The sequence below is a fragment of the Psychrobacter urativorans genome (assembly GCF_904846675.1).
Classification (GTDB): domain Bacteria; phylum Pseudomonadota; class Gammaproteobacteria; order Pseudomonadales; family Moraxellaceae; genus Psychrobacter; species Psychrobacter urativorans_B.
In genome coordinates, this window is the sequence record NZ_CAJHBT010000002.1 from 180,257 (window position 1) to 202,976 (window position 22,720).

Here is a 22,720-nt window from a genome sequence, read left to right on the forward strand (position 1 = left end):
AATCACCTATATATAATATAAACGGGTTAGTTATCGAACGTTGCGTCCGCTGATGTTTGTAGCTGCTGACTGTCAGACTATAGACGTAACGTTATAAAATATAAAATATAAAATTGTGCCTATAATACCGTAAATTGGCTAAATTTGTGACATTGGTTAGTAACTATCAATGAGTAGCGCTCTACTAATAATTCTCTATCTATAAAAGTCTATCTGGATAGCAAAATTAATGCGTTATTATTTATTCGATTATCCAGTTTTTACTAAGCTTAAGGTATCTTAATTTTATAATGAACATGTTTATTGAAAATCTTTTAAGTTTAAATATTAGAATGAACCAAATAACGTGCCTAAGGTGATGACCGCCGCTGCGGCAATCAGAGGAATGGCTATAGTTACCATTGCCAGATTCAGATAAGACTGCTTATGAGTCAAGCCACAAATCGCCAGTAAGGTAATAACGGCACCACTGTGCGGTAAGGTATCTAGACCACCCGCTGCCATAACTGCGACACGGTGCATCAGTTCTGGATCAATACCAGCGTCAACCGCCATTCGCAGGTAATCTTCACCTAACGTTGACAACGCAATACTCAAACCACCTGACGATGAGCCCGTAATCCCGGCCAGTGTTGTCATCGCCACAGCTTCTGAAATAAGGGGGTTATCAGGACTTAGATTCAAGATGCTGTCACGGATGATGATAAAGCCGGCAAGTGAGGCAATAACCGCCCCATAACCAACTTCTGATGCCGTGTTAAAGATTGGCAACATTGAGTCATAAGTACCCCGGTTAATGGTTTTTTGTAAATTAGCCCAGTGACCGATACGCAATAAAATTAGCACCACACAAGCAATGACTAGTGAAATAATTATCGACCATAAACCAAGTGAGCCGGCGATATTTAAGTCAGGAAACTGAGTTTGTAGACTCCTAAAATCCATTGATGGGAAAATAACATAGGTTAGCAAAGCGTTTAAGCCAATGACTAATATCAATGGAATCATCGCAATTGTAAACGACGTCTGATGGGTATCGCGTGCTTCCGCCTCAGTTGCCAAATTACTTTTGGCAATGTTGCTTTGAGAGCTGTTTTTTTGAGAAATACTTTTTTGAGAGCCCAGACTTTGTCCTTCGTCTTCATCATCATGTTGACCATAGCCTTCTCCCGCAGCATTGGCTTTTCTTGCGCGCGACTGTAGCCATAACCAACCAAAGACAAACATGATCGTACCGCCGATAATACCCAGAATAGGCGCGGCAAACACATTAGTATTATAGTAAGGAATTGGAATGGCGTTTTGAATCGCTGGCGTGCCTGGTAACGCAGTCATGGTAAAAGTAAAAGAGCCGAGCGCAATCGCTGCCGGTATCAATCGCTTAGGAATATCAGCAGCTTTAAACAAGTCTTTGGCAATGGGATAAATAGCGAAAGCGACGACAAACAAAGATACACCGCCGTAAGTTAAAATGGCACATACTAAAATAACCGCGAGAATGGCCTTGCTTGCACCAAGCTTCTTGACCACCGTATTGGCAATTGCTGTTGCCGCTCCCGAGTCTGCCATCAATCTTCCAAACAGGGCTCCTAATAGAAAAATGGGGAAAAATTTGAGTAAAAATCCACTTAGTGCGGACATAAATACATCGGTGTAAGCGGGAATACTGCTTAAAAAATCACCCGATAACAGCACGGCCAAAATCGCCATAATCGGTGCCAAAATAAGCACAGAATATCCGCGATAGGCAAAGAACATCAATAATAATAAAGTGATAACAATAGCAAGTGTGCTAAACATGACGCCTCTCCTTGGCATATATTAAGTAGCAAGTATGTAGTGCTAGCTGGGACAGGTCAATAAAAAATTAATCGACAAATAATCGCTAAATATTCTATATTAAGTGAACATCTGTACCAAAGGTATCAGGTTCTATAATATCCTTACCTGCATCGCTAGTCTCTACTCGCACTGTCTTAATGTTATTTACTAGTCGCTACGAGAATAATATGCTAAGTTAGCATAGATATTTCACATCTGACATATCGATATAAAGCGTATTCTTTTTAACATTATAATTCGTATGGTAGTTAATATGGACAGGCCATCATATTAGAAAAGTAGTAATAACTTTCTAACAATACGCTTTGAATAAAGGATATTAGACTTGCAAGGAGATTAGCATGAGTCAATCAAAAGTATATAGCAGTACCGATGATGCTCTAAAAGGGGTTGTTATTGATGGACAGACCTTAGCAATCGGTGGTTTTGGGCTGTGCGGGATACCTGAAGCCTTAATCGAAGCCCTTCGCGACACTGGCGTCAAAGATTTAACCTGTATCAGTAATAATGCTGGTATCGATGAATTTGGTCTAGGCTTGTTATTACGGACTCGACAAATCAGGAAAATGATCTCTTCCTATGTGGGTGAAAATAAAGAGTTTGAACGTCAATATTTGGCAGGCGAGTTAGAGGTTGAACTAACGCCCCAAGGGACACTTGCTGAAAAATTACGTGCTGGCGGCGCTGGCATCCCTGCGTTTTATACTGCGACCGGTGTGGGCACACAAATTACCGAAGGTAAAGAGACCCGCGATTTCGATGGTCGTACTTATGTGCTTGAGCATTCACTACGCGCTGATGTGTCTTTAGTCAAAGCACAAAAAGCGGATAAAGCGGGTAACTTAATATTTAATAAAACCGCGCGCAACTTCAATCCAGATTGTGCAATGGCAGGCAAAATTACCATTGCTGAAGTAGAAGAAATCGTAGAGATTGGCGCGCTTGATCCAGATGAGATTCATCTACCAGGTATCTTTGTGCAGCGTATTATATTAAATAGCAGCCCTGAAAAGCGCATTGAAAAGACCACGACTAAAGCGATAGAAAATATTTAAGTAAACAGTATATAAGTAGCTGAACTATATATCAGTTAACTGCTTTTTTCGGCTGTTTATTATTAATCTTTATCAAATTTTATTATCAAAAATACGTAGCATATTTATAACAATAGAATATCGTAAAAATAAGGAAGATACCATGGCATGGACAAGAGAGCAGATGGCGCAGCGTGCAGCGCAAGAATTACAAGATGGCTATTACGTAAATCTTGGTATTGGCCTGCCAACCTTAGTCGCTAACTATATTCCCGAAGGCATGGATGTTTGGCTACAGTCAGAAAATGGTTTATTGGGTATTGGCGAGTTTCCAACACTAGAGAATGTTGATGCTGATTTGATTAATGCGGGTAAGCAGACCGTAACCTCGGCCCCAGGTGCTAGTTATTTTAGTAGCTCAGAGTCGTTCGCGATGATTCGTGGCGGTCATGTGAACCTTGCAATATTGGGCGCAATGGAAGTCTCAGAACAAGGGGATCTGGCCAACTGGATGATTCCTAAGAAAATGGTCAAAGGCATGGGTGGAGCGATGGATTTGGTCGCAGGCGTTCAGCGAGTAATTATAATAATGGAGCAGGTCAATAAACACGGCGATCCGAAAATCCTTGCCCATTGTGAGCTGCCACTGACAGGTAAAGGAGTGGTCGATCGTATTATCACTGAGCTTGCGGTACTCGACGTCACTGACAAGGGCTTAAAATTGGTTGAGCTGGCAGAGGGTGTTAGTTTCGATGAGCTGCAAGAAAAGACACCAGTCACCATTATTCAGTAGCTATCGTCCAATAACAGGTATTCAATAATAAATTTATCACCTTTGCAGCCTACTGATTAATTATAAACGGCTTATATTAATCTTCATAAAATTGATAAGGATTATTCATGATGACTCAATTAGAACATGATTTGAGTGGTAAAGTAGCCTTAGTCACTGGTGCTGCTAGTGGTATTGGACGCGATATCGCCAAGACCTATGCCCGAGCGGGTGCTACTGTTGGTATTGCTGATATCAATATCGATGCCGCGCAAAATACGGTTGATGCTATTGAATCTGCTGGTGGACGCGCGCTGGCCATTGAGATGGATGTCACCTCTGAAGATGCTGTTAATGATGGCGTGCAAAATCTAATTGATACTTTTGGCGGCATTGACATCTTGGTTTCTAATGCGGGTATCCAAATTATTGACCCTATTGATAAAATGACATTTTCCGACTGGAAAAAAATGCTAAATATTCATTTAGATGGCGCATTTTTGACCACTAAAGCTGCTGTAAAGCATATGTATAAAGATAATAAGGGCGGTACTGTCATATATATGGGCTCAGTACATTCTCACGAAGCGTCGATGTATAAAGCTCCTTATGTCACTGCCAAGCACGGCTTGCTAGGTTTATGCCGTGTATTAGCAAAAGAAGGCGGTGAGCATAACGTACGTTCACATGTTATCTGTCCTGGATTTGTCAAAACACCACTGGTCGAAAAGCAAATTCCACAGCAAGCCGCTGAAAAAGGAATTAGTGAAGAATCAGTAGTCAACGACATTATGCTGGCTAATACGGTGGATAAAGAGTTCACTACGGTTGCTGACATTGCCCAATTAGCACTATTTTTGGCGGCTTTTCCAACCAATGTATTTACTGGCCAATCTATCGTTGCCAGTCATGGTTGGTTTATGAACTAATCATTTTAGATAAATAGATTTATCATTATATCGCTCTGAATAAAAGGCTTAATAGCTCTATAAGGTCGCTAAGAGAGGGTCATCAAGTTAATTCACTATTAATACCATAGTAATAAAATCAGCTGATTATTTATGTTTATAATGAATCAAGCCATATTTCAATCTTTAGTCCAAATTTATAGTTGACATTCAGTGTCTACCACTTTATAACTAGTACTCAATTATAGTTAACAACCCATTGCCGTTACTTTGCCTTTAGCTGGTTACAGCAACACCATGAAGCTGCATCATGATTCCAGTATCAACTCAGCGTATAATTGTCTAACGACAATTCTATGTAATATCGTAATCTATCACACATAGCTGCTAGCAGCATTATCCATATAAACTTAGCAAACGCATCTTTTAGCGTTAGCAATTATCCGATATTGATTATCAATAGCGATAAAATACTAAAAACAGTAGCCAATAAAAAATATTCAATGCTTTATCTCTATAGCATTTAGTGCGTGTTTGATCATTCGAGCGGTACACTGACTGACACTGTTTTTTAGGCGCTACTTTTATATTAAAAGCAATTAATGTCTTACTATCTAGTACTTATTAATCCTTCTGAACCCTTATAGCTTGCCAGTTCTTCTCAACGCATACCAGTAATACCCATCAAAGCATATTCAAAAAGCACAGTCAATAATCATCAATAACGAAAATTTCTACAACTCAGTATCTCCTCTTCCTAATAACAGCACTCAAATAGCTGTTATTTATTCAAGACCGCGCAATAAAGATTATTTAATATTGTGTGTTAACCCTCGGTAGTAGAGCCAGAACGCTATAAACATCGCGTAAGGGAATTACGCGAGCTTATCACTGAGCTATCAGGATAGTGAGCGCGTGCTTAGTTAATGGCGTGCTACAACGGTAGCGTTTTGCCACTATTATTCCACCCACCCATAACAAGGATTAATTATGGCGACTCAAATACAACAGGACTTGACAGGCAAGGTAGCCTTAGTCACTGGCGCAGCTGCTGGTATCGGACGTGATATCGCAGAAATTTATGCAAAAGCCGGTGCTGTCGTTGGCATTGCTGATATCGATTTTGAAGGCGCACAAGAAACGGTCGATATCATCACCAAAGCTGGCGGCAAAGCGCTGGCGATTAATATGGATGTCAGATCTGAAGATGCTGTCAATAATGGCGTTGAACAGCTGGTCGATACTTTTGGCGGCATTGATATTCTCGTCTCTAATGCTGGCATTCAGCTTATTAATCCTATTAATAAAATGAGCTTTGATAACTGGAAAAATCTGCTGGCTATCCATTTAGATGGTGGGTTTTTGACCACCAAAGCGGCCGTAGAATATATGTATAAAGACAATAAAGGGGGCACGATTATCTATATTGGTTCGATACATGCCCATGATGCGTCCCTATTTAAAGCACCTTATATTACCGCTAAGCACGGACTTCTAGGGTTGTGCCGTGCCGTTGCTAAAGAAGGTGCGCCGCATAATGTGCGCTCGCATATGATTTCTCCCGGCTTTGTAAGAACGGCGATGGTCAATGAACAAATTCCACTACAAGCAGCCGAAAAAGGCATTAGCGAAGAGTCGGTAGTCAATGATATTCTGCTGGCTAACACCTTAAATAAAGAATTCACCACTATTGAAGATGTGTCACAAACGGCACTATTTCTAGCCGCATTCCCAAGTAATGTATTTACCGGTCAGTCTATTAATGCCAGTCATGGCTGGTGTATGAGATAGTTTTTTAAGTTCATTGATTTATAAGCTTTAAATAGTAAATATAGAATCATAACTATAAATGTAAGTCTTATATCACCACAGGGTCAGTCTTACTGGCGTTGTGGTTTTTTTAGTCATCGTTTCGTTTGGATACACTACTCGCCGCGTAAGTCCTCAAGTATCGACACTAAGTGCCGATACTCTGAATTATAAACCCGTCACAAGCTAAGTCATTATAAGCTGCCTAAATTTAGTGTGCTATCTTATTGAGCTTGGTTTTATATTCAGTTTTATATTCAGTAAACGGGTATGATGTTTATTTTATTGATTTAAAAGTGATTAGCTTGCTAATAAGAAATTAATCCATTAGCATCTCATTTTCTATTAGCTTGAGCCAGTGATACCGGCTCTTTTTTGTTATCGCTTGCTGCATCGTTTTGGGATCGCACGGAGTAAAAAATAATGCACAATAAAGCCCTCGCGTTGACGTTAAGCAACGCCATCGAACAACAACAGTTTGATAAAGCGATCAAACAGGTTCAAGCACTACGTCCCATCGATATTGCTGACGTGTTAGCGCTAATCGAGCCGGCGTTTGCTTGGCAGTTGCTAGAACGTCTGCCGAATCGTTCCACGATATTTTCTTATCTAGAAGCCGATATTCAACTTGCCTTGGCAGAGGAGTTTCCTCAGGATAGTCTGGCGAGATTAGTGGGCGAAATGCCTGCTGATGAGAGAGCCGACTTATATAAATATCTAAATCAAGGTCAACGTGACGCCCTATTACCGGTGCTAGCTCAGGCGATGCGCGAAGATATTCGTCGACTGTCTTCTTATCATGAAGGTACTGCTGGGGCCTTGATGACTACGGATTATGCCACCCTAGGCGCCCAGATGGATGTCGCTGAAGCACTGGCCTCTTTAAGAAGGGAGGCACCTGATGCGGAAACCATTTATCACGCCTACGTGATTGATGAACAACGCAAGTTATTAGGCGTCGTGTCGTTACGAGGCTTAATTTTAGCGGCTCCGGAGCGGTTAATTAGCGACATCATGGTCAGTTCTGTCGTGTCTTGTAACGTGAACGAGGACCAAGAAGATGTCGCTAAAACCGTGGCTCGTTATGACTTGATTTCCCTACCAATTATCGATGACAGTGGCGCCTTAGTAGGTATAGTCACCCACGATGATGCGATGGATGTTGCCAGCGATGAAGCCACCGACGACTTTCATAAGTCGGGTGGTGTATCTACCATGGTAGGCAGATTAAAAGATGTCAGTATTGGGGTTCTGTATCGCAAGCGTGTGTTCTGGCTGGTGTTTTTAGTATTTGGCAACCTGTTTTCTGGGTTGGGTATTTCCCACTTTGAAGATGTGATTGCCGCCAACCTAGTATTGGTATTTTTCTTGCCGCTGCTGGTCGATAGTGGCGGTAACGCTGGCTCTCAGTCCGCCACCTTGATGGTACGTGCTCTGGCGACCGGTGATGTGGTGATGCGTGATTGGTTCTCGCTACTGGGCCGAGAAGCGCTGGTTGCACTGTTGCTGGGTGGTACCATGGCAGTTGCCATTTCCATCATCGGTTATATCCGTGGTGATGAAGTGGTGTCTTTGGTGTTGGCGCTTAGTATGATGTCCGTGGTAATGATTGGTTGTGTGATTGGTATGAGTCTACCTTTTGTACTTAATAAGATAGGCTTCGACCCTGCGACTGCCAGTGCGCCTTTGATAACGTCAGTATGTGATGCCTCGGGCGTGCTTATTTATCTATTTATTGCCTCAAAATTTTTAGCCATATGATAATGAGTAGCAATTTGAAAATAACCAATTCGATAATGGCAATCAGTGTTTGGATGTGGCAGTATTTTTATTGATTGAATTACAGTGGTTGTACTTCTGTGATTAGATTTTAGTAATTACTGCCAGTAACGAGCTGTTCGAAGAGACCGAGCTGGATAAATATCCTGATGGTCAGATCTACTGGCGTTGTGGTTTTTTTATAAGCTTAATTCGGCTACACTGGTATGAAAGGTTTAGATGTTTATTTATCCTCGTTAAATTAAGCATCAAGTCACACCTTAATCATCTTGAACCATTTATATCTATACCAATATCAGCCTCATTCATTTAGACAGTAGAGACAGTCATGTTTAACTTTATAAAAAAAAGAACATCCTCAAAATCTGAAACTCCGCAGCAACAAGCAGCACGTGATAGCGCCGTTGATAAGGTACTGCTCGGCTACCAGGTTAATGGCACGAGTATTGCCCAAATGGTAACTAGTCTGGATCGCGACGGTGACCAGCTTACTCTAGACTTGCGCCTACCGCAAGACAGTGATCCTGAGACCATTCAACAAGAGCTTGGGCAACTGCTGCATCCGCATGGTATCAAGGCCATTCATATGAATGTGCGTCTGCCAGCGCCAGCTAAGGGCGGCGGCTCAAGCCTACCTAAACAGGCGGCTAAGACCATGCCAAAAACTACCGATGCCATGGGTAATAAAAGTAACACACCTAATGCTCCTAGTGCGGATCATGCTCCAGCTCAATCCAAAACAGACGCAGAAGTGCCCATTACTAAAGCTGCACCAACCCAAGCGTCATTATCTTCGCATCCTCATATTCGTCATATTATTGTTGTAGCCTCAGGTAAAGGCGGTGTGGGTAAATCGACCACCACTGTCAATATTGCCTTGGCATTACAAAAGCTTGGCAATCGCGTTGGTGTTCTCGATGCTGATATTTATGGACCTAGTATACCTACTATGTTAGGCGTTGCTGCGGTGAAGCCTGAGTTAGAAAATGAGCAATTCGTTCCCATCGATGCGCACGGTATGGCGATGTTATCTATTGGCAGCCTGCTCGATGGAGATAATACCCCTGTAGCATGGCGCGGGCCCAAAGCGACTGGCGCATTAATGCAATTGTATAACCAAACTAACTGGCCGCAGCTGGACTATTTAGTCATTGATATGCCGCCTGGTACTGGTGATATTCAGCTGACGCTAGCGCAGCGTATTCCAGTCACTGGCGCAGTTATCGTTACCACTCCGCAGCATATTGCGCTACTCGATGCCCAAAAAGGTATTGAGATGTTTAATAAAACCAACATTCCGGTACTCGGTGTAGTAGAGAATATGGCGCTACATACTTGTAGCAACTGCAATCATACCGAAGCTATCTTTGGTGTTGGTGGCGGTGAACGTATCGCTGAGCAGTATCACGTGCCACTATTAGGTCAGTTGCCTCTTGCTAGTGGTATCCGTGAACAGGTTGATAAGGGTGAGCCGAGTGTCTTGGCTAATGATGAGTTTGCTCCGTACTATCTGAGCATTGCTAAAAACATTGAGGCTAATATTAGTAAATTTGCCAAACCTGTCAATGATAAGCGCATTTTTTAGAGAGATTTTTTGCTCATGAACAATGAGGCTACAATAAGCATTGCCCTATAAATTAAGCCTAAAACTCCGTATAATCACTGCTATTTAATGTTTGCTAAGGAATGATAATGTCTATCAAATCTGACCGCTGGATTCGTAAAATGGCTGAAGAGCATGGCATGATTGAACCGTTTGAAGCGGGTCAAGTACGTTTTAATGATGCTGGTGAGCGGTTGGTCAGCTACGGCACATCAAGCTACGGTTATGATGTACGCTGTGCTCGTGAATTTAAAGTGTTTACTAACGTGCATTCGGTGGTTGTCGATCCCAAGAACTTCGATGAAAAGAGCTTTATCGATATTGTTGGTGATGAATGCATTATTCCGCCCAACTCATTTGCGCTGGCGCGTACGGTTGAATACTTTCGCATTCCACGTGATGTACTGACTATTTGCCTTGGTAAATCGACTTATGCACGTTGCGGTATTATCGTTAACGTCACGCCACTTGAGCCAGAGTGGGAAGGGCACGTCACTTTAGAGTTTAGTAATACTACCAATCTGCCAGCCCGTATCTATGCTGGCGAAGGCGTTGCACAAATGCTATTTTTCCAAAGTGATGCTGATGATGTTTGTGAGACCAGCTATAAAGACCGTGGCGGTAAGTATCAAGGTCAACGCGGCGTGACGTTACCTAGAACCTAGTTAAGCTTTAGTTAGACTTAGTTTTAACCGCTTTATTATCAAGCTGTTCTACAACATGGACGAAAAAAGCTGGACATATCGAATACGCCCAGCTTTTTTATGCTTAATTTCTGTGCCTAATGAGTATTATTGCTTTAAAAACCTGTTACTTTAAACATCTCTTACTTTAAAACTTTTAAGCCCGCTTTATTATCACGTTTGGGCTTAGGCGCAGTCTTAGCACTTGGTTTCGATGTTGCTGTCGCATCACTATCAGGCTTATAATTATCATATTCATTCGGATCGAAGAACATCCCTTGTGAGTTCTCTTTAGCATAAATTCCCAATACCGCAGTAATCGGTACCCAAATCTCTTGGGATACGCCACCAAAACGCGCACTAAAATGAATAAAGTCATTTTCTATGCTCATGCCACCGGTAGCACGACTGGCAATATTAAGGACAATACGACCATCTTGCACGTGCTCGGTTGGTATTTGTACGTTATCGGCAGTCGCATCAACCATCAAGTAGGGCGTGAGTGCGTTATCTTCTATCCATTGATAAAGCGCTCGCACCATATAAGGGCGGGTGGGGGTAATGGAAGTCGTTTCGCTCATCTGATGGTTTCCTATATTAATATGATTGGATAATGATTTAGTCGTTTTATTATTATTCAGTTTAAGGTTTATTAAAAGTAGTTTGTTGAATATGGCTTATTAGAAGTAACTTATTAGAGATAGCAACAATTACTTAGCGTATGCTGGCTTGAAAGCTTTTGCGCTCAAACAGTCGTGTTTGGTAATCAAGAAGTGGACGGCTGATAGCAGGCGGTAAGATGATATCCATCTCCTCAAGACGCCATAATAGCGGAGCCAGCAACACATCACACCAGCCAAAATCATCAGCCATAAAATAGGGCTTATGCGCAAATAGTGGTGATAAGGTAATCAAAGAATCAGCCAGCTGTTTTCTAGCAAGCGCAGCTTGGGCTTTATTGAAGCTATCAGGGTGCATCAGTAAGCGCTTACCCAGAACTAACCAATCCCGCTGAATACGCCATGCCAGCTGTCTGAACTGTGCGCGCTCTTGCGGCGTATCGGGTAGTAGTTTATTCGTATGATAGCGTTCCTCTAAATATTCGAAGATAACGTTAATCTCATATAGCGCAATCTCACGCTGTTGTAAAACTGGCAAGGTATGATAGGGGTTCAGCTCAGTCAAATCTTCAGGACGCTCAGAATGCAGACGAGATAAATAATAAGCCAGCTTTTTCTCTTCAAGTAATAAGCGCACCACATGACTGTCGTAGCCGTCATCAGCGTATAAAATCAGCTGACTACTTGGAATGTCATTCGCATCAATCATGAAAGCCTATTATTATTAGTTAAGGCTGCCATCGTAAACAAAGTCAGCCTGTTTATCAAGGCGGTAAGCGTAAACTAACCTTCAACCTTAGCTGTTAGCCCAATGCTTAGCAGTATTTTAAGCCCGTTTTGGATGGTAGGTTTTATAGTATATTAACCTATTATAATAAATAAATGCTAATAATTGTCGATGAGACAGTATAAAAAAGGCACTACCGAAGCAGTGCCTTTTTTATGACATAAACTAAACTTACTTAACGTCTTTTTATTTTACATCCTTCCAGAATTCTTTATTCAGTAGATAAACTGGAATGAGTAAGACCAATAAGAATAAGATCACGAAGAAACCGATTACTTGACGGTCATGACGGACAGGCTCAGCCATCCATGCCATAAAGTTGACTAAGTCACCAACTTCGGTCTCAAATTCTTCTTTACTCACGTCTTCCTGCAAGTTATGCAGTACATGAGGCATTGCCGCATTCTGTAGCACTAAGTTATTAGCGCCCCAAGGACGGCTTGGGTCTTCATAAAACGATAATAGATACGTATAAACCCAGTCATCACCGCGCAATCTGGTCTCAAGCGATAAGTCTGGAGGCGCTGCGCCAAACCATCCTGCTTGAATATCAGGATCAATCTCAGCAGTGATATGGTCACCGATTTGATCCGTCGTTACCATTAGGTACTTCTCGAGCAGCTCAGGTGGTATTTCTAAGTCTTTTGCGATGCGTGAATGACGAACGTACTTTGCTGAGTGACAACCCGCGCAGTAGTTCATAAACATCTTCGCACCGTTCTGTAACGAGCCCTTATTGGTAAAATCGATAGGGGCTGTGCTACAGGCTAAATTCTCTATAACACCTTCGGCATTAGTGAACGTACCGCAACTACCTTCCGCCATTGCTGTGCCAGCAGATAAGGTCAATGCCGCGCCTAAGCCCAAACCAGTTAGGTATTTTGTTAGCGTGTTCATTAGTGACCTCCGGTAACGCGTTCTGGTGGCTGTTTACACTTCTCAATAGCAGTATAAATCGGCATCAATAAGAAAAACAAGAAATACAGGACTGTAAAGATTCGAGCCGCTAATGTCGCTATATCTGACGTTGGCGTCGCGCCTAAATAGCCTAAAGCTACGAAACTGATTGCAAAAACAGTTAAAGCAATCTTTGATAATATACCTTTGTAGCGCATAGAGCGTACAGGGGATCTATCAAGCCATGGAATTAAGAATAACACAGCAATTGCAGCTCCCATTGCGACAACACCACCAAGCTTATTTGGGACCGCTCGTAAGATGGCATAGAAAGGAGTGTAATACCATACTGGTGCGATATGAGCTGGTGTTTTCAGTGAGTTCGCTGCCTCAAAGTTAGGTGGCTCAAGGAAGAAGCCGCCGCCTTCTGGGAAGAAGAATACCACTGCAAAGAAGCAAATAAAGAACACCACAATACCAACCATGTCGTGCACGGTATAGTATGGATGGAACTCGATACCGTCTAATGGTACACCGTTTTTATCTTTTAGCTTTTTAATGTCAATACCATCAGGGTTGTTCGAACCCACATGATGCAGAGCCACTAAATGCATGAATACCAGACCAACTAATACTAGCGGGATAGCAACCACGTGTAGCGCAAAGAAACGGTTCAAAGTAATACCGGAGATGATGTAATCACCGCGTACCCATTCAGCAAGACCATCACCAATGACAGGCAATGCAGCAGGAAGGTTTAGAATAACCTGTGCACCCCAGAATGACATGTTGCCCCACGGTAATAGATAACCGAAGAAACCTTCTGCCATTAAGGCTAAGTAAATACCCATACCGATAAGCCAAATAAGCTCACGCGGTTTTTGGTATGAACCATATAGTAACGCTCTGAACATGTGCAGATATACCACTACGAAGAACGCTGAAGCGCCGGTCGAGTGCATATAGCGGATGAGCCAGCCGCCTTTGACGTCACGCATGATGTATTCAACAGACGCAAATGCCCCTTCGGCACTTGGGTTATACATCATCGTAAGCCAGATACCAGTAACCAATTGGTTAACCAATACCACCATTGATAACACACCAAAGAAGTACCAAAAGTTAAAGTTTTTTGGTGCATAGTACTTAGACATGTGGTATTCATAGGTTTCGGTCGCCGGAAAGCGCGCGTCCACCCAATGCATGATTTTTTTACCCATACTCATATTAAGCCTCCCCAACCGTCAAGATGGTACCATCCATACTATATTCTGGGATGGGTAAGTTAAGCGGTGCAGGAACGCCACTATAGACACGACCCGCTAAGTCATACTTAGACCCGTGGCATGGGCAGAAAAACCCACCATACCAGTCATCACCACCTAAATCAGCCGCGCCAACATCAGGACGGTAGTTCGGTGCGCAGCCTAAATGCGTACACACGCCATAGACGACCAACACCGTTGGTTCTAAAGAGCGGGTAGGATTGGTACAGTATTCAGGTTGCACAGATTCGCTAGAATCAGGGTCAACCAGCAATGGCTTGACTGACTCTAAAGCGCCAATCATATCTTCGGTGCGTTTCACTACAAAGGTAGGCTTACCGCGATATTTGAGGACAATCATTTGTCCGTCTTCAACAGAACCGATATCTTGGGTTATCGCTGCGCCCGCAGCTTCTGCTTTGGCACTTGGATACCAAGAGCGTACAAAAGGTGTCGCCACAGCGGCTACCCCAGCTGCACCAATTGCGGCAGTCGAGGCAATCAGAACTCTACGGCGTTGTACATTAACGCCTTCGGCTTGGCTCATTAATACTTCCTCCAGGTGAATGAAATGGGATTATCCCACACTGGGTTTGTGGCTTAGAAAATTCACAATGTCAATTACCAGCCACGTTAGCTGTGCCTAATTTTGCTAATTGTTGCTATTCTAAGCTATTTTGGTCATAAAATAAATTATAGTGTTAAAATAAAACGACCTAGACAGGACATTCTATACCATTGAACATGGCAAAAGTGCCCACAGTCGCCTTGTTGTGCATATTTGGTAGTAAGCTATAAACATTATTATCTGGTAAGTTATTTGGTAACAATTACCTTATAAATCATCAGGGTATTTAACAATAGGGAATGATACTTGAAACTAAGGCAATGTTCACTAACTTTCAATGTATTTCCCCTACGTAAACAGCCGAAAGCCACTAATTGTCATTCTGTGTTACACAATGACAATTGTGGCTATGCTTTTAAATGAAAACTACTGAAGCAGCGCTTTTAACAGAAGCAATTAACTTTCCAGCGTATCCCAACGTTCAAGCTTATGCATCATCTCATCTTCTATTACTAGCAAGCGTTCACTAGCAGCGGTTGCCGCATCAACATCTTGGGTAAACCACGAACCGTCAGCCAGCTTTTCTTGTAGTTGAGTTTGTTCCGCTTCTAGAGCAGCTATCTCTTTTGGTAAGCTATCAAGCTCACGCTGATCATTAAAGTTAAGTTTCTTGGCACCTTTATTAGGCTTTGCGGCAGTTTGTGCCGCTTTATTGGCTTTACCATTACCAGCGCCATTGTTTGATTTAGCTGCGTTGGCTGCTTGCGCACGGTTTTTTTGCACCAGATACTCTTGGTAGCCGCCAACATATTCATCAACGATGCCTTTGCCATCCTCATTAGTATCGAACACCCATGTTGAGGTGACGACGTTATCCATAAACGAGCGGTCATGGCTGATGAGTAAGATAGTACCGCCAAAGCTTGCTACGGATTCTTCTAGTAATTCAAGCGTCGCCATATCTAAGTCGTTGGTAGGCTCATCGAGCACTAGGATATTAGCAGGTTTGAGTAATTGCTTGGCCAATAGTACACGGTTACGCTCACCACCTGATAAGGCCTTAACTGGCGTACGTGCACGCTCTGGCGCAAATAGGAAGTCTTGCAAATAGCTCATGATATGAGTCTTGCGACCACCGACTTCGACAAAGTCTGAGCCTTCAGAGACGTTTTGGGCAACCGTAGCTTCAAGGTCCAACTGATCTCGCAACTGGTCAAAAAAGGCTATTTTTAAGCTAGTTCCTAACTCAACGCTACCGGTTTGGGTCACTTCATCATCAGACATGTCGAGTAGGGCTTTAATAAGCGTGGTTTTGCCCGCACCGTTAGGTCCTATAATACCAATCTTGTCACCGCGCATGATGGTGGTGGTAAAGTTGTCGACCAATACATTACCATCGTATTCAAGGTGTAGATTTTTGACTTTACAGACCAGCTTGCCACTTTTTTCGCCTTGACCCATCGTAATATTGACATTACCAACTTGCTCACGGCGGTCGCTACGTTCTTTACGCAGTGCTTCTAGATCACGGACGCGGCCTTCGTTGCGGGTACGACGGGCTTTAATGCCTTGACGAATCCAGACTTCTTCTTGGGCCAGTTTTTTATCAAAGTTAGTGTTATTCTTCTCTTCTGCTAGCAGTTGTAGCTCTTTTAACTCTTGATAACGCGCGTAACCAGTTGCGCCTTGGGTCACGTCATAGCTGGTCAATTGACCACGATCAAGCTCCACAATGCGCGTCGATAGCTTATCAACGAACGCTCTATCATGGGTTATAAATAGTAAGGTCAGACCTTGCCAATCTAATAAAAAGCGCTCAAGCCATTCAATACTATCAACGTCTAAATGGTTGGTTGGCTCATCAAGGAGGAGCACGTCAGGCTTAGTCACTAACGAGCGTGCTAGTAGCACACGGCGCTTACGGCCACCAGAGAGAGAGGACAAGTCATCTTCTGGATCAAGGCCCATAGTGGTGATGAGGCGGGTCGCCTCACGTTCCAAATCCCAACCATGTACCGCATCGATATCATGCTGCAAATCTGCCATACGCTCGCAGGCATCCATATCACCGTTAGCGCACAAGTCAGTTTGCTTGTTATAGTTAATCAGTAGGTCTGCGGTACGGCGGCTACCACCCATGACGATATCTAATATTTTACCGCTAGTTTCAGGCACATCTTGCTCGAGCATCGCAACTCGCACACTACTACTAGTAATAACTTCGCCGCTATCAGGCTGTAAAGTGCCATTAATTAATTTAAATAAAGTAGACTTGCCTTCGCCATTGCGGCCGATTAAACACACACGCTCGCCTGCGTCAATGCTAAAATCAATGCCATCAAGAACAGGGGCGACGCCAAAAGCGAGATGAATATCTTTTAAATGTATCAGTGCCATAGATTATCTTAAGCTTATATATAGTGGTGAAAGTGGTAATGAGCCAATTATCATATAAAGGATGTTGCTAAATTGTCAGCAGTATAACATGCTGCCACGCCACTTTAGCCAGTACAAAAAACTTTATTAAGGCTTATATTCAAGTAACTAGTAGCGGTTGTTGCAGAGAAGCTGTCGTTTAAAGGCTGTTGGGTAAAAAGTGTCGAATAAAGATACTGCCCGTGTTTGCCCGCTATTAAACGTATTAACAACTGTTATTCCATTACTATTATCATTGAGAATATTATGACAACCACTCAGAACCAAGCAGCAAGCGCTATCAAGTCTCAAAATAATCAATTATCAGTACAAACTGAGCTGCAACAGCAAATGATTGAGCTACAGATGAACATGGCGCATCTTGAATTGACAGTTGAGCGCTTAGATCAAGTCATTACACGCCAAGATAAGCATATTCGAACCTTACAACGGCAGTTACAGCTGGTCTATAAACAAGTAGAGGGCCAAAGTAGCGATGATGGAATTGCGGCATTTGATGTGGTAGCAGATAGACCGCCACACTATTAATTTTAGATGCTGTTGATTTTAAATGAAGTTTCTTAACGCAGTTTCCTAATTAGGGTAAGTATTTTAATAAATTTTACTTTAACTAAAGAACCGCTATATGTAGATAATCTTATTAATACTTATATGTTTCTATAAACGGATACCTTTACTAAATCATGACTAATTAGTCATTATTGTTAAATAATGCCTTTTGAGTGTTGTTTTAGTGTTAAAAAATCATTACTATTCACCTCAGGAAGCCGCTTACTCAGTAATAGTGGGTAAAGCAGCAAAACAATTAGGATGTTTGGAGATATATAATGCGCCCTACCTTTTATTTAAAAAATCTTGCGGTAGCCGTCGCGGCTTTTTCTGTAGCCAGTATTGCTAGTGCTGCTGGTCTTGATCGTTCAGGCCAAGATATCACAGCCTTCTTACAAGATGGTTTGTACGCTGAAGCCAGTTATACTTATCTCGATGCTGATGTGACTGGTCATGATAATGCATATATTGGTGAAGACAATAAAGCCTACCAACAAGGTAAGAAAATCGATGATGCTGCTGAATCTTATGACTTCTTTCGTTATGGTGTAAAAGCAGATATCAACGATACTTTTAGTGTGGGTATCTTATATGATGAGCCGTTCGGTGCCGCTGCTTCTTATAGCGGTGATAACAACTTTGTGGCGATGGGCGATCGTGATGCTGTCATTAAAGATGTGACTGGTAATCCAGCGTATAGCGAAAGAGTAGTTGATAATGTTGTAATCCCTACTTTACAAAAGAAGCTTGCACCAGGTAATCCTCAAAATTTGTCACCAGTAGAGCTGCAAGAAGCAAAAGCTCAGCTCACTGGAGTTATAACCGCAAAAAAAATAGCAGACGCTGAAGAAGCGACTAAAGGTGAAGGTACTAACGTCGAAGTGCGTACTGAAAGCATTACCGCTATTCTTGGTATGAAATTAGGCGAAAATAAAAACTTTCAAGTGTATGGTGGTCCCGTTGCCCAACGCGTCCAAGCTGACGTAAAACTACGTGGTCTTGCTTATGGTCCTGCCACTGGCTATACCGCGCATATTAGCCCAGATCAAGATTATGGTTGGTTGGCTGGTGTGTCTTACAGTAAACCCGAAATTGCCTTACAGGCAGCCTTAACCTATCGTTCTGAGATTGACCATAACTTACCAATTTTTGAGAGTTATCCTTTAGCCTCAGCTGCTAGTGGTGGAGCTCTTCCAACAAGCAGAGCCGATAGTATTGATATTACCACCCCGAAGTCGGTAAACTTTGACTTCCAGACTGGTATTAATCCTACTATGCTAGCTACTGCTAAAGTACGCTGGGTACCATGGAGTGACTTTGCGATTGTACCGCCTCTTTATACGGGTGTGAGTAAGGCTAAATATCCTGAAGGTCTGCCATTAGTTAGCTATGATAAAGATCAGTGGTTGGTAGAGCTGGGTCTGGCCAAGCGTCTAACGCCAGCCTTAGCCGTAACTGGTAATATCGGTTGGGATAGTGGTGCAGGCGATCCTGTGACCTCATTAGGTCCTATTGATGGCTATTACAGCGCTGGTTTGGGGGCTAAATATAACGTCACCGAAAATTGGGCAGTCTCTGCCGGTGGCAAATATTTATGGTTCGGTGATGCCAAAGGTCAATTACCGACTAAAGATATTGTTGGTAACTTTGAAGACAATGATGGCTATGCACTGGGCGTGAAGGTTTCTTATCAAGCAAAGTAGTAATAAATATAAAATATAATGGTTAACATCCCTATGAATAATAAAAAAAGCGACCCATTGTGGATCGCTTTTTTTTATGCCAAAAGTAATTAGCATATCAAAAAAGTATCTTTAGAAATAACTTTAAGTAACAATTGTACTGCCCGCTCATATTTTCGAAATAAAGTACATTAATTGTTGTTTTAGTGTGAGAAAGTCATTACTATTCAGATTACGACACCGTTTAAGGGGGTTGCATATGGCACGTAACGGCCATTTGCCAACGATATAGCGGTACATAACATGGATGTTTGGAGAAATATAATGCGCCCTACCTTTCATTTAAAAACCCTTGTAGTAGCCGTCGCGGCTTTTTCTGTAGCCAGCATTGCTAGTGCTGCTGGTCTTGATCGTTCAGGCCAAGATATCACCGCATTCTTGCAAGATGGCTTATACGCTGAAGCCGTCTATACCTATATTGATGCCGACGTCACTGGTAACGATAATGCCTATATTGGTGGCGATAATAATGCTTATATCCAAGGTAACAAAACTGGAGACGTCGCTGAATCGTATGACTTCTTTCGTTATGGCGTAAAAGCCGATATTAACGATACTTTTAGTGTTGGTATCTTATACGATGAGCCGTTCGGTGCCGCTGCTTCTTATAGCGGTGATAATAACTTTGTGGCAAGGGGCGATCTTGATGCAACTATTAATGCAGCATCAGACGGCGCGCTTCCTAATTATGCTCAAGCAGAAGGTCAATTTGACGCCCTTCAGCAAGCAGTTGCGGACGGTGCTACATTAAAACCACAACAGCAAGCCCAATTTCAGGCGTTAGGCTCAGCGCTAGCCATTGCGCAAGCTGAACAAGCGACTAAAGGCGAAGGTACGAATGTCGAAGTGCGCAGTGAAAGTATCACCGCTATTCTTGGTATGAAATTAGGCGAAAATAAAAACTTCCAAGTTTATGGTGGTCCAGTCGCTCAGCGCGTCCGAGCTGATGTGAAACTACGTGGTATTGCTTATGGTCCTGCGACAGGCTATACCTCACATCTTAGTCCTGATCAGGACTATGGTTGGCTTGCCGGTATGTCTTATAGTAAGCCTGAAATTGCCCTAAAAGCTGCCTTAACTTACCGTTCTGAGATTGATCATAAGATGCAGATCGCTGAGATATATCCAGTAGCCGAAGCATTGGGTATCAATCCAGTCCAAAGCAATACTATGGAGATGTCAACGCCGAAGTCGGTGAACATTGACTTCCAAACGGGTATTAACCCGACAACAATAGCAACGGCAAAAGTACGTTGGGTACCATGGAGTGACTTTGAAATCGTTCCGCCATTATATAATGAAGTAAGCAAGGGCTCATATGGTCCAGATGGCTTAGCATTGGTTGGTTATGATGATGATCAGTGGCAGGTAGAACTTGGCATGGCTAAGCGCTTAACACCAGCCCTTGCTTTAAGTGGCACTGTTGGTTGGGATAGTGGAGCTGGTGACCCAACGACTTCTCTAGGTCCGATTGACGGGTATTACAGCGCTGGTTTGGGGGCTAAGTATAATGTCACTGAAAACTGGGCAGTATCAGCCGGCGGTAAATACCTGTGGTTCGGTGATGCCAAAGGTCAGCTCCCAACCAAAAAAATTGTTGGTGACTTCCAAGACAATGATGGCTATATCCTAGGTGTGAAGCTTTCTTACCAAGCCCAACAAAATTTTAATTAGAGCGGTATAGCATTAATCTAAAGTCAACGATATTATTTAGAATAAAAAAGCGGCCTATATCGGGTCGCTTTTTTTAGGTCTATATTTCATGCACATTTGGCATAGAACCCCATAAAAAAACCTCGCTGCTATATATAATAGCAGCGAGATATAACAGTAACGAAGTCTTGTATTATCAAATAGACTAATTTTTTGATAAAACTATTCTTTTATGATGCTTTCCATTTCTTCAAACTTCGCAGTTATTGAAGGTTTTGGTTCGCCTGTCATCAGACTAACTGCAAAGATGGCGATAGTACTGAATAGGAAGCCGGGAACGATACCATATAACCAATCGTTAAGTGGCGTGCCGTCTGGCGTGGTAAAGCCGCCATATATCCATAGGATAACGGTTAAAGCACCAACGACCATGCCCGCAACTGCACCATTACGGTTCATACGGCGCCAAGTCAAGCTAAATAGCACTAAAGGCGCAAAGGCTGAGCCAAAGCCTGCCCACGCATGTGATACTAAGCTCAGTACCGAGCTATCAGGGTCAGAGGCGAGGAAAATCGATACCAGAGCTACGAGTACTACAGAGATACGACCGACCATTACTTGGCGGGCTTCTGGCGCGTCTCTATCGAAGAATAGCTTGTAAACATCCTTAGTTAGTGAGCTTGATACTACTAATAATTGAGATGAAATAGTGCTCATAATAGCCGCTAAAATAGCCGCTAATAAGAAGCCTGAAACTAATGGCGTAAATAAGAACTGCGTAAATACTAAAAAGATAGTTTCAGGGTCATCTATAGTCATTGCCGTTTTTTGGACATAAGCACGACCAGCGAAACCAGTCGCCAAAGAGCCTATTAGACTGACAATCATCCAGCTCATACCGATATTACGTGCGGTTGGTACATCTTTAAACGAGCGAATCGCCATGAAGCGTACGATAATATGCGGCTGACCAAAATAGCCTAAGCCCCATGCCAGTAGTGAAATAATACCAAAGATGGTCATACCAGTGGTAATATTCAGCATGCTGGGGTCAATATTTCTGACCGCTTCGGTAGTTGCAGAGACGCCACCAAGGTCAGTAAAGGCAACAATAGGGACAATCACCATCGCAAACAGCATGATGACACCTTGTACAAAGTCAGTCATTGACACCGCTAAGAAACCACCGAATAAGGTATAAGCGACAACCACGCCTGCTGTGACCCACAGACCGGTACTATACGAGAGGTTGAGCGAGCTTTCGAAGAGCTTACCACCGCCAACCAAGCTGGCTGCAGTATAAACAGTAAAGAATAAAATAATAACCACCGCTGAGATGACACGCAGCATATGCGATTTATCTTCAAAACGGTTGGCAAAATAATCCGGTAAAGTGATGGCATTGTCCGCCACCTCAGTATAAACACGTAATCTTGGCGCAACAAGAATGTAGTTAAAGAAGGCACCAAGCGTTAAGCCAATCGCAATCCAGGCACTAACAACGCCGCTAGTGTACATAGCACCGGGTAGACCCAGTAGCAACCAACCAGACATGTCTGATGCCCCAGCGGATAGTGCGGTCACCGCTGGCCCTAAATTACGGCCACCGAGCATGTAGCCTTCCGTATCATTGGCTTGCTTAAAATAAGCGTAAATGCCAATCCCAATCATCACCAAGAAATAGGCGCCAAGTGATATCAGCACGCCACTAGAAACTCCGTTCATATAAACTGTCCTTAACCAACTGTGTTGGCTGTAATTATATTTAATTCT

General features: G+C 42.8%; 18 protein-coding genes. 10 read left to right on the forward strand and 8 right to left on the reverse strand.

Annotated elements, in window-relative coordinates; translation table 11 throughout:
- Nucleotides 1-327 precede the first annotated feature (327 nt).
- Complete coding sequence (locus tag JMY06_RS02145) at nt 328-1,800, reverse strand: GntP family permease (protein ID WP_201615784.1); 1,473 nt, start codon at nt 1,798-1,800, stop codon at nt 328-330.
- Nucleotides 1,801-2,183: 383 nt separating this feature from the next.
- On the opposite strand from JMY06_RS02145, the gene JMY06_RS02150 reads away from it, so the two are divergent.
- The 7 genes from JMY06_RS02150 to dcd all read left to right on the forward strand — a co-directional run bounded on the left by JMY06_RS02150 (nt 2,184) and on the right by dcd (nt 10,412).
- The gene (locus JMY06_RS02150) at nt 2,184-2,897 is read left to right on the forward strand and encodes a CoA transferase subunit A (protein WP_201615786.1); all 714 of its coding nucleotides are present in this window, start codon (nt 2,184-2,186) and stop codon (nt 2,895-2,897) included.
- Nucleotides 2,898-3,039: 142 nt separating this feature from the next.
- On the forward strand, nt 3,040-3,669 hold the full coding sequence (locus JMY06_RS02155; protein ID WP_201615788.1) for a CoA transferase subunit B: 630 nt from the start codon (nt 3,040-3,042) through the stop codon (nt 3,667-3,669).
- A gap of 107 nt (nt 3,670-3,776) precedes the next feature.
- On the forward strand, nt 3,777-4,577 hold the full coding sequence (locus JMY06_RS02160; protein ID WP_201615790.1) for a 3-hydroxybutyrate dehydrogenase: 801 nt from the start codon (nt 3,777-3,779) through the stop codon (nt 4,575-4,577).
- 969 nt (nt 4,578-5,546) lie between these two features.
- On the forward strand, nt 5,547-6,347 hold the full coding sequence (locus JMY06_RS02165; RefSeq protein WP_201615792.1) for a 3-hydroxybutyrate dehydrogenase: 801 nt from the start codon (nt 5,547-5,549) through the stop codon (nt 6,345-6,347).
- Nucleotides 6,348-6,785: 438 nt separating this feature from the next.
- Nucleotides 6,786-8,126 carry a magnesium transporter gene (gene mgtE / locus JMY06_RS02170; protein WP_201615907.1) on the forward strand — a complete coding sequence of 447 codons (1,341 nt, stop codon included), beginning with the start codon at nt 6,786-6,788 and terminating at the stop codon, nt 8,124-8,126.
- Nucleotides 8,127-8,472: 346 nt separating this feature from the next.
- Nucleotides 8,473-9,729: an iron-sulfur cluster carrier protein ApbC gene (gene apbC / locus JMY06_RS02175; protein WP_201615794.1), complete on the forward strand. Its 1,257-nt coding sequence runs from the start codon at nt 8,473-8,475 to the stop codon at nt 9,727-9,729.
- Nucleotides 9,730-9,836: 107 nt separating this feature from the next.
- Nucleotides 9,837-10,412: a dCTP deaminase gene (gene dcd, locus JMY06_RS02180; protein ID WP_201529536.1), complete on the forward strand. Its 576-nt coding sequence runs from the start codon at nt 9,837-9,839 to the stop codon at nt 10,410-10,412.
- Nucleotides 10,413-10,573: 161 nt separating this feature from the next.
- On the opposite strand, the gene JMY06_RS02185 is transcribed toward dcd, so the two are convergent.
- The 6 genes from JMY06_RS02185 to JMY06_RS02210 all read right to left on the reverse strand — a co-directional run bounded on the left by JMY06_RS02185 (nt 10,574) and on the right by JMY06_RS02210 (nt 16,964).
- Complete coding sequence (locus tag JMY06_RS02185; protein ID WP_201615796.1) at nt 10,574-11,011, reverse strand: ClpXP protease specificity-enhancing factor; 438 nt, start codon at nt 11,009-11,011, stop codon at nt 10,574-10,576.
- Nucleotides 11,012-11,144: 133 nt separating this feature from the next.
- Nucleotides 11,145-11,759 carry a glutathione S-transferase N-terminal domain-containing protein gene (locus tag JMY06_RS02190; RefSeq protein WP_201529532.1) on the reverse strand — a complete coding sequence of 205 codons (615 nt, stop codon included), beginning with the start codon at nt 11,757-11,759 and terminating at the stop codon, nt 11,145-11,147.
- Between the two features lie 264 nt (nt 11,760-12,023).
- On the reverse strand, nt 12,024-12,734 hold the full coding sequence (locus JMY06_RS02195; RefSeq protein ID WP_201615797.1) for a cytochrome c1: 711 nt from the start codon (nt 12,732-12,734) through the stop codon (nt 12,024-12,026).
- Complete coding sequence (locus JMY06_RS02200; protein ID WP_413786286.1) at nt 12,734-13,954, reverse strand: cytochrome b; 1,221 nt, start codon at nt 13,952-13,954, stop codon at nt 12,734-12,736. Before JMY06_RS02200 ends, JMY06_RS02195 begins: the two co-directional genes overlap by 1 nt.
- A 7-nt stretch (nt 13,955-13,961) precedes the next feature.
- On the reverse strand, nt 13,962-14,546 hold the full coding sequence (gene petA / locus JMY06_RS02205; RefSeq protein WP_201529528.1) for a ubiquinol-cytochrome c reductase iron-sulfur subunit: 585 nt from the start codon (nt 14,544-14,546) through the stop codon (nt 13,962-13,964).
- Between the two features lie 477 nt (nt 14,547-15,023).
- Nucleotides 15,024-16,964: an ATP-binding cassette domain-containing protein gene (locus JMY06_RS02210; protein ID WP_201615801.1), complete on the reverse strand. Its 1,941-nt coding sequence runs from the start codon at nt 16,962-16,964 to the stop codon at nt 15,024-15,026.
- 285 nt (nt 16,965-17,249) lie between these two features.
- Here JMY06_RS02210 and JMY06_RS02215 point away from each other — a divergent pair, with 285 nt between their 5' ends.
- The 3 genes from JMY06_RS02215 (at nt 17,250) to JMY06_RS02225 (ending at nt 20,968) form a co-directional block, all read left to right on the forward strand.
- Nucleotides 17,250-17,531, forward strand: a complete 282-nt coding sequence (locus JMY06_RS02215; RefSeq protein WP_201529524.1) for a SlyX family protein — start codon at nt 17,250-17,252, stop codon at nt 17,529-17,531.
- A 299-nt stretch (nt 17,532-17,830) separates the two neighbouring features.
- The gene (locus tag JMY06_RS02220; protein WP_201615809.1) at nt 17,831-19,255 is read left to right on the forward strand and encodes an outer membrane protein transport protein; all 1,425 of its coding nucleotides are present in this window, start codon (nt 17,831-17,833) and stop codon (nt 19,253-19,255) included.
- Between the two features lie 303 nt (nt 19,256-19,558).
- A complete protein-coding gene (locus tag JMY06_RS02225) occupies nt 19,559-20,968 on the forward strand; it encodes an OmpP1/FadL family transporter (protein WP_201615818.1) in 1,410 nt (469 codons plus the stop codon).
- A gap of 201 nt (nt 20,969-21,169) precedes the next feature.
- On the opposite strand, the gene putP is transcribed toward JMY06_RS02225, so the two are convergent.
- Entirely contained in the window at nt 21,170-22,672 is a 1,503-nt protein-coding gene (putP, locus tag JMY06_RS02230) for a sodium/proline symporter PutP (protein ID WP_201529518.1), read from the reverse strand.
- Nucleotides 22,673-22,720: the final 48 nt, after the last annotated feature.

Coding starts and splice junctions, on each gene's coding strand:
- JMY06_RS02145 (WP_201615784.1), bottom strand. CDS start 1,800: ATGTTTAGCACACTTGCTATTGTTATCACTTTATTATTATTGATGTTC.
- JMY06_RS02150 (WP_201615786.1), top strand. CDS start 2,184: ATGAGTCAATCAAAAGTATATAGCAGTACCGATGATGCTCTAAAAGGG.
- JMY06_RS02155 (WP_201615788.1), top strand. CDS start 3,040: ATGGCATGGACAAGAGAGCAGATGGCGCAGCGTGCAGCGCAAGAATTA.
- JMY06_RS02160 (WP_201615790.1), top strand. CDS start 3,777: ATGATGACTCAATTAGAACATGATTTGAGTGGTAAAGTAGCCTTAGTC.
- JMY06_RS02165 (WP_201615792.1), top strand. CDS start 5,547: ATGGCGACTCAAATACAACAGGACTTGACAGGCAAGGTAGCCTTAGTC.
- apbC (WP_201615794.1), top strand. CDS start 8,473: ATGTTTAACTTTATAAAAAAAAGAACATCCTCAAAATCTGAAACTCCG.
- dcd (WP_201529536.1), top strand. CDS start 9,837: ATGTCTATCAAATCTGACCGCTGGATTCGTAAAATGGCTGAAGAGCAT.
- JMY06_RS02185 (WP_201615796.1), bottom strand. CDS start 11,011: ATGAGCGAAACGACTTCCATTACCCCCACCCGCCCTTATATGGTGCGA.
- JMY06_RS02190 (WP_201529532.1), bottom strand. CDS start 11,759: ATGATTGATGCGAATGACATTCCAAGTAGTCAGCTGATTTTATACGCT.
- JMY06_RS02195 (WP_201615797.1), bottom strand. CDS start 12,734: ATGAACACGCTAACAAAATACCTAACTGGTTTGGGCTTAGGCGCGGCA.
- JMY06_RS02200 (WP_413786286.1), bottom strand. CDS start 13,954: ATGGGTAAAAAAATCATGCATTGGGTGGACGCGCGCTTTCCGGCGACC.
- petA (WP_201529528.1), bottom strand. CDS start 14,546: ATGAGCCAAGCCGAAGGCGTTAATGTACAACGCCGTAGAGTTCTGATT.
- JMY06_RS02210 (WP_201615801.1), bottom strand. CDS start 16,964: ATGGCACTGATACATTTAAAAGATATTCATCTCGCTTTTGGCGTCGCC.
- JMY06_RS02215 (WP_201529524.1), top strand. CDS start 17,250: ATGACAACCACTCAGAACCAAGCAGCAAGCGCTATCAAGTCTCAAAAT.
- JMY06_RS02220 (WP_201615809.1), top strand. CDS start 17,831: ATGCGCCCTACCTTTTATTTAAAAAATCTTGCGGTAGCCGTCGCGGCT.
- JMY06_RS02225 (WP_201615818.1), top strand. CDS start 19,559: ATGCGCCCTACCTTTCATTTAAAAACCCTTGTAGTAGCCGTCGCGGCT.
- putP (WP_201529518.1), bottom strand. CDS start 22,672: ATGAACGGAGTTTCTAGTGGCGTGCTGATATCACTTGGCGCCTATTTC.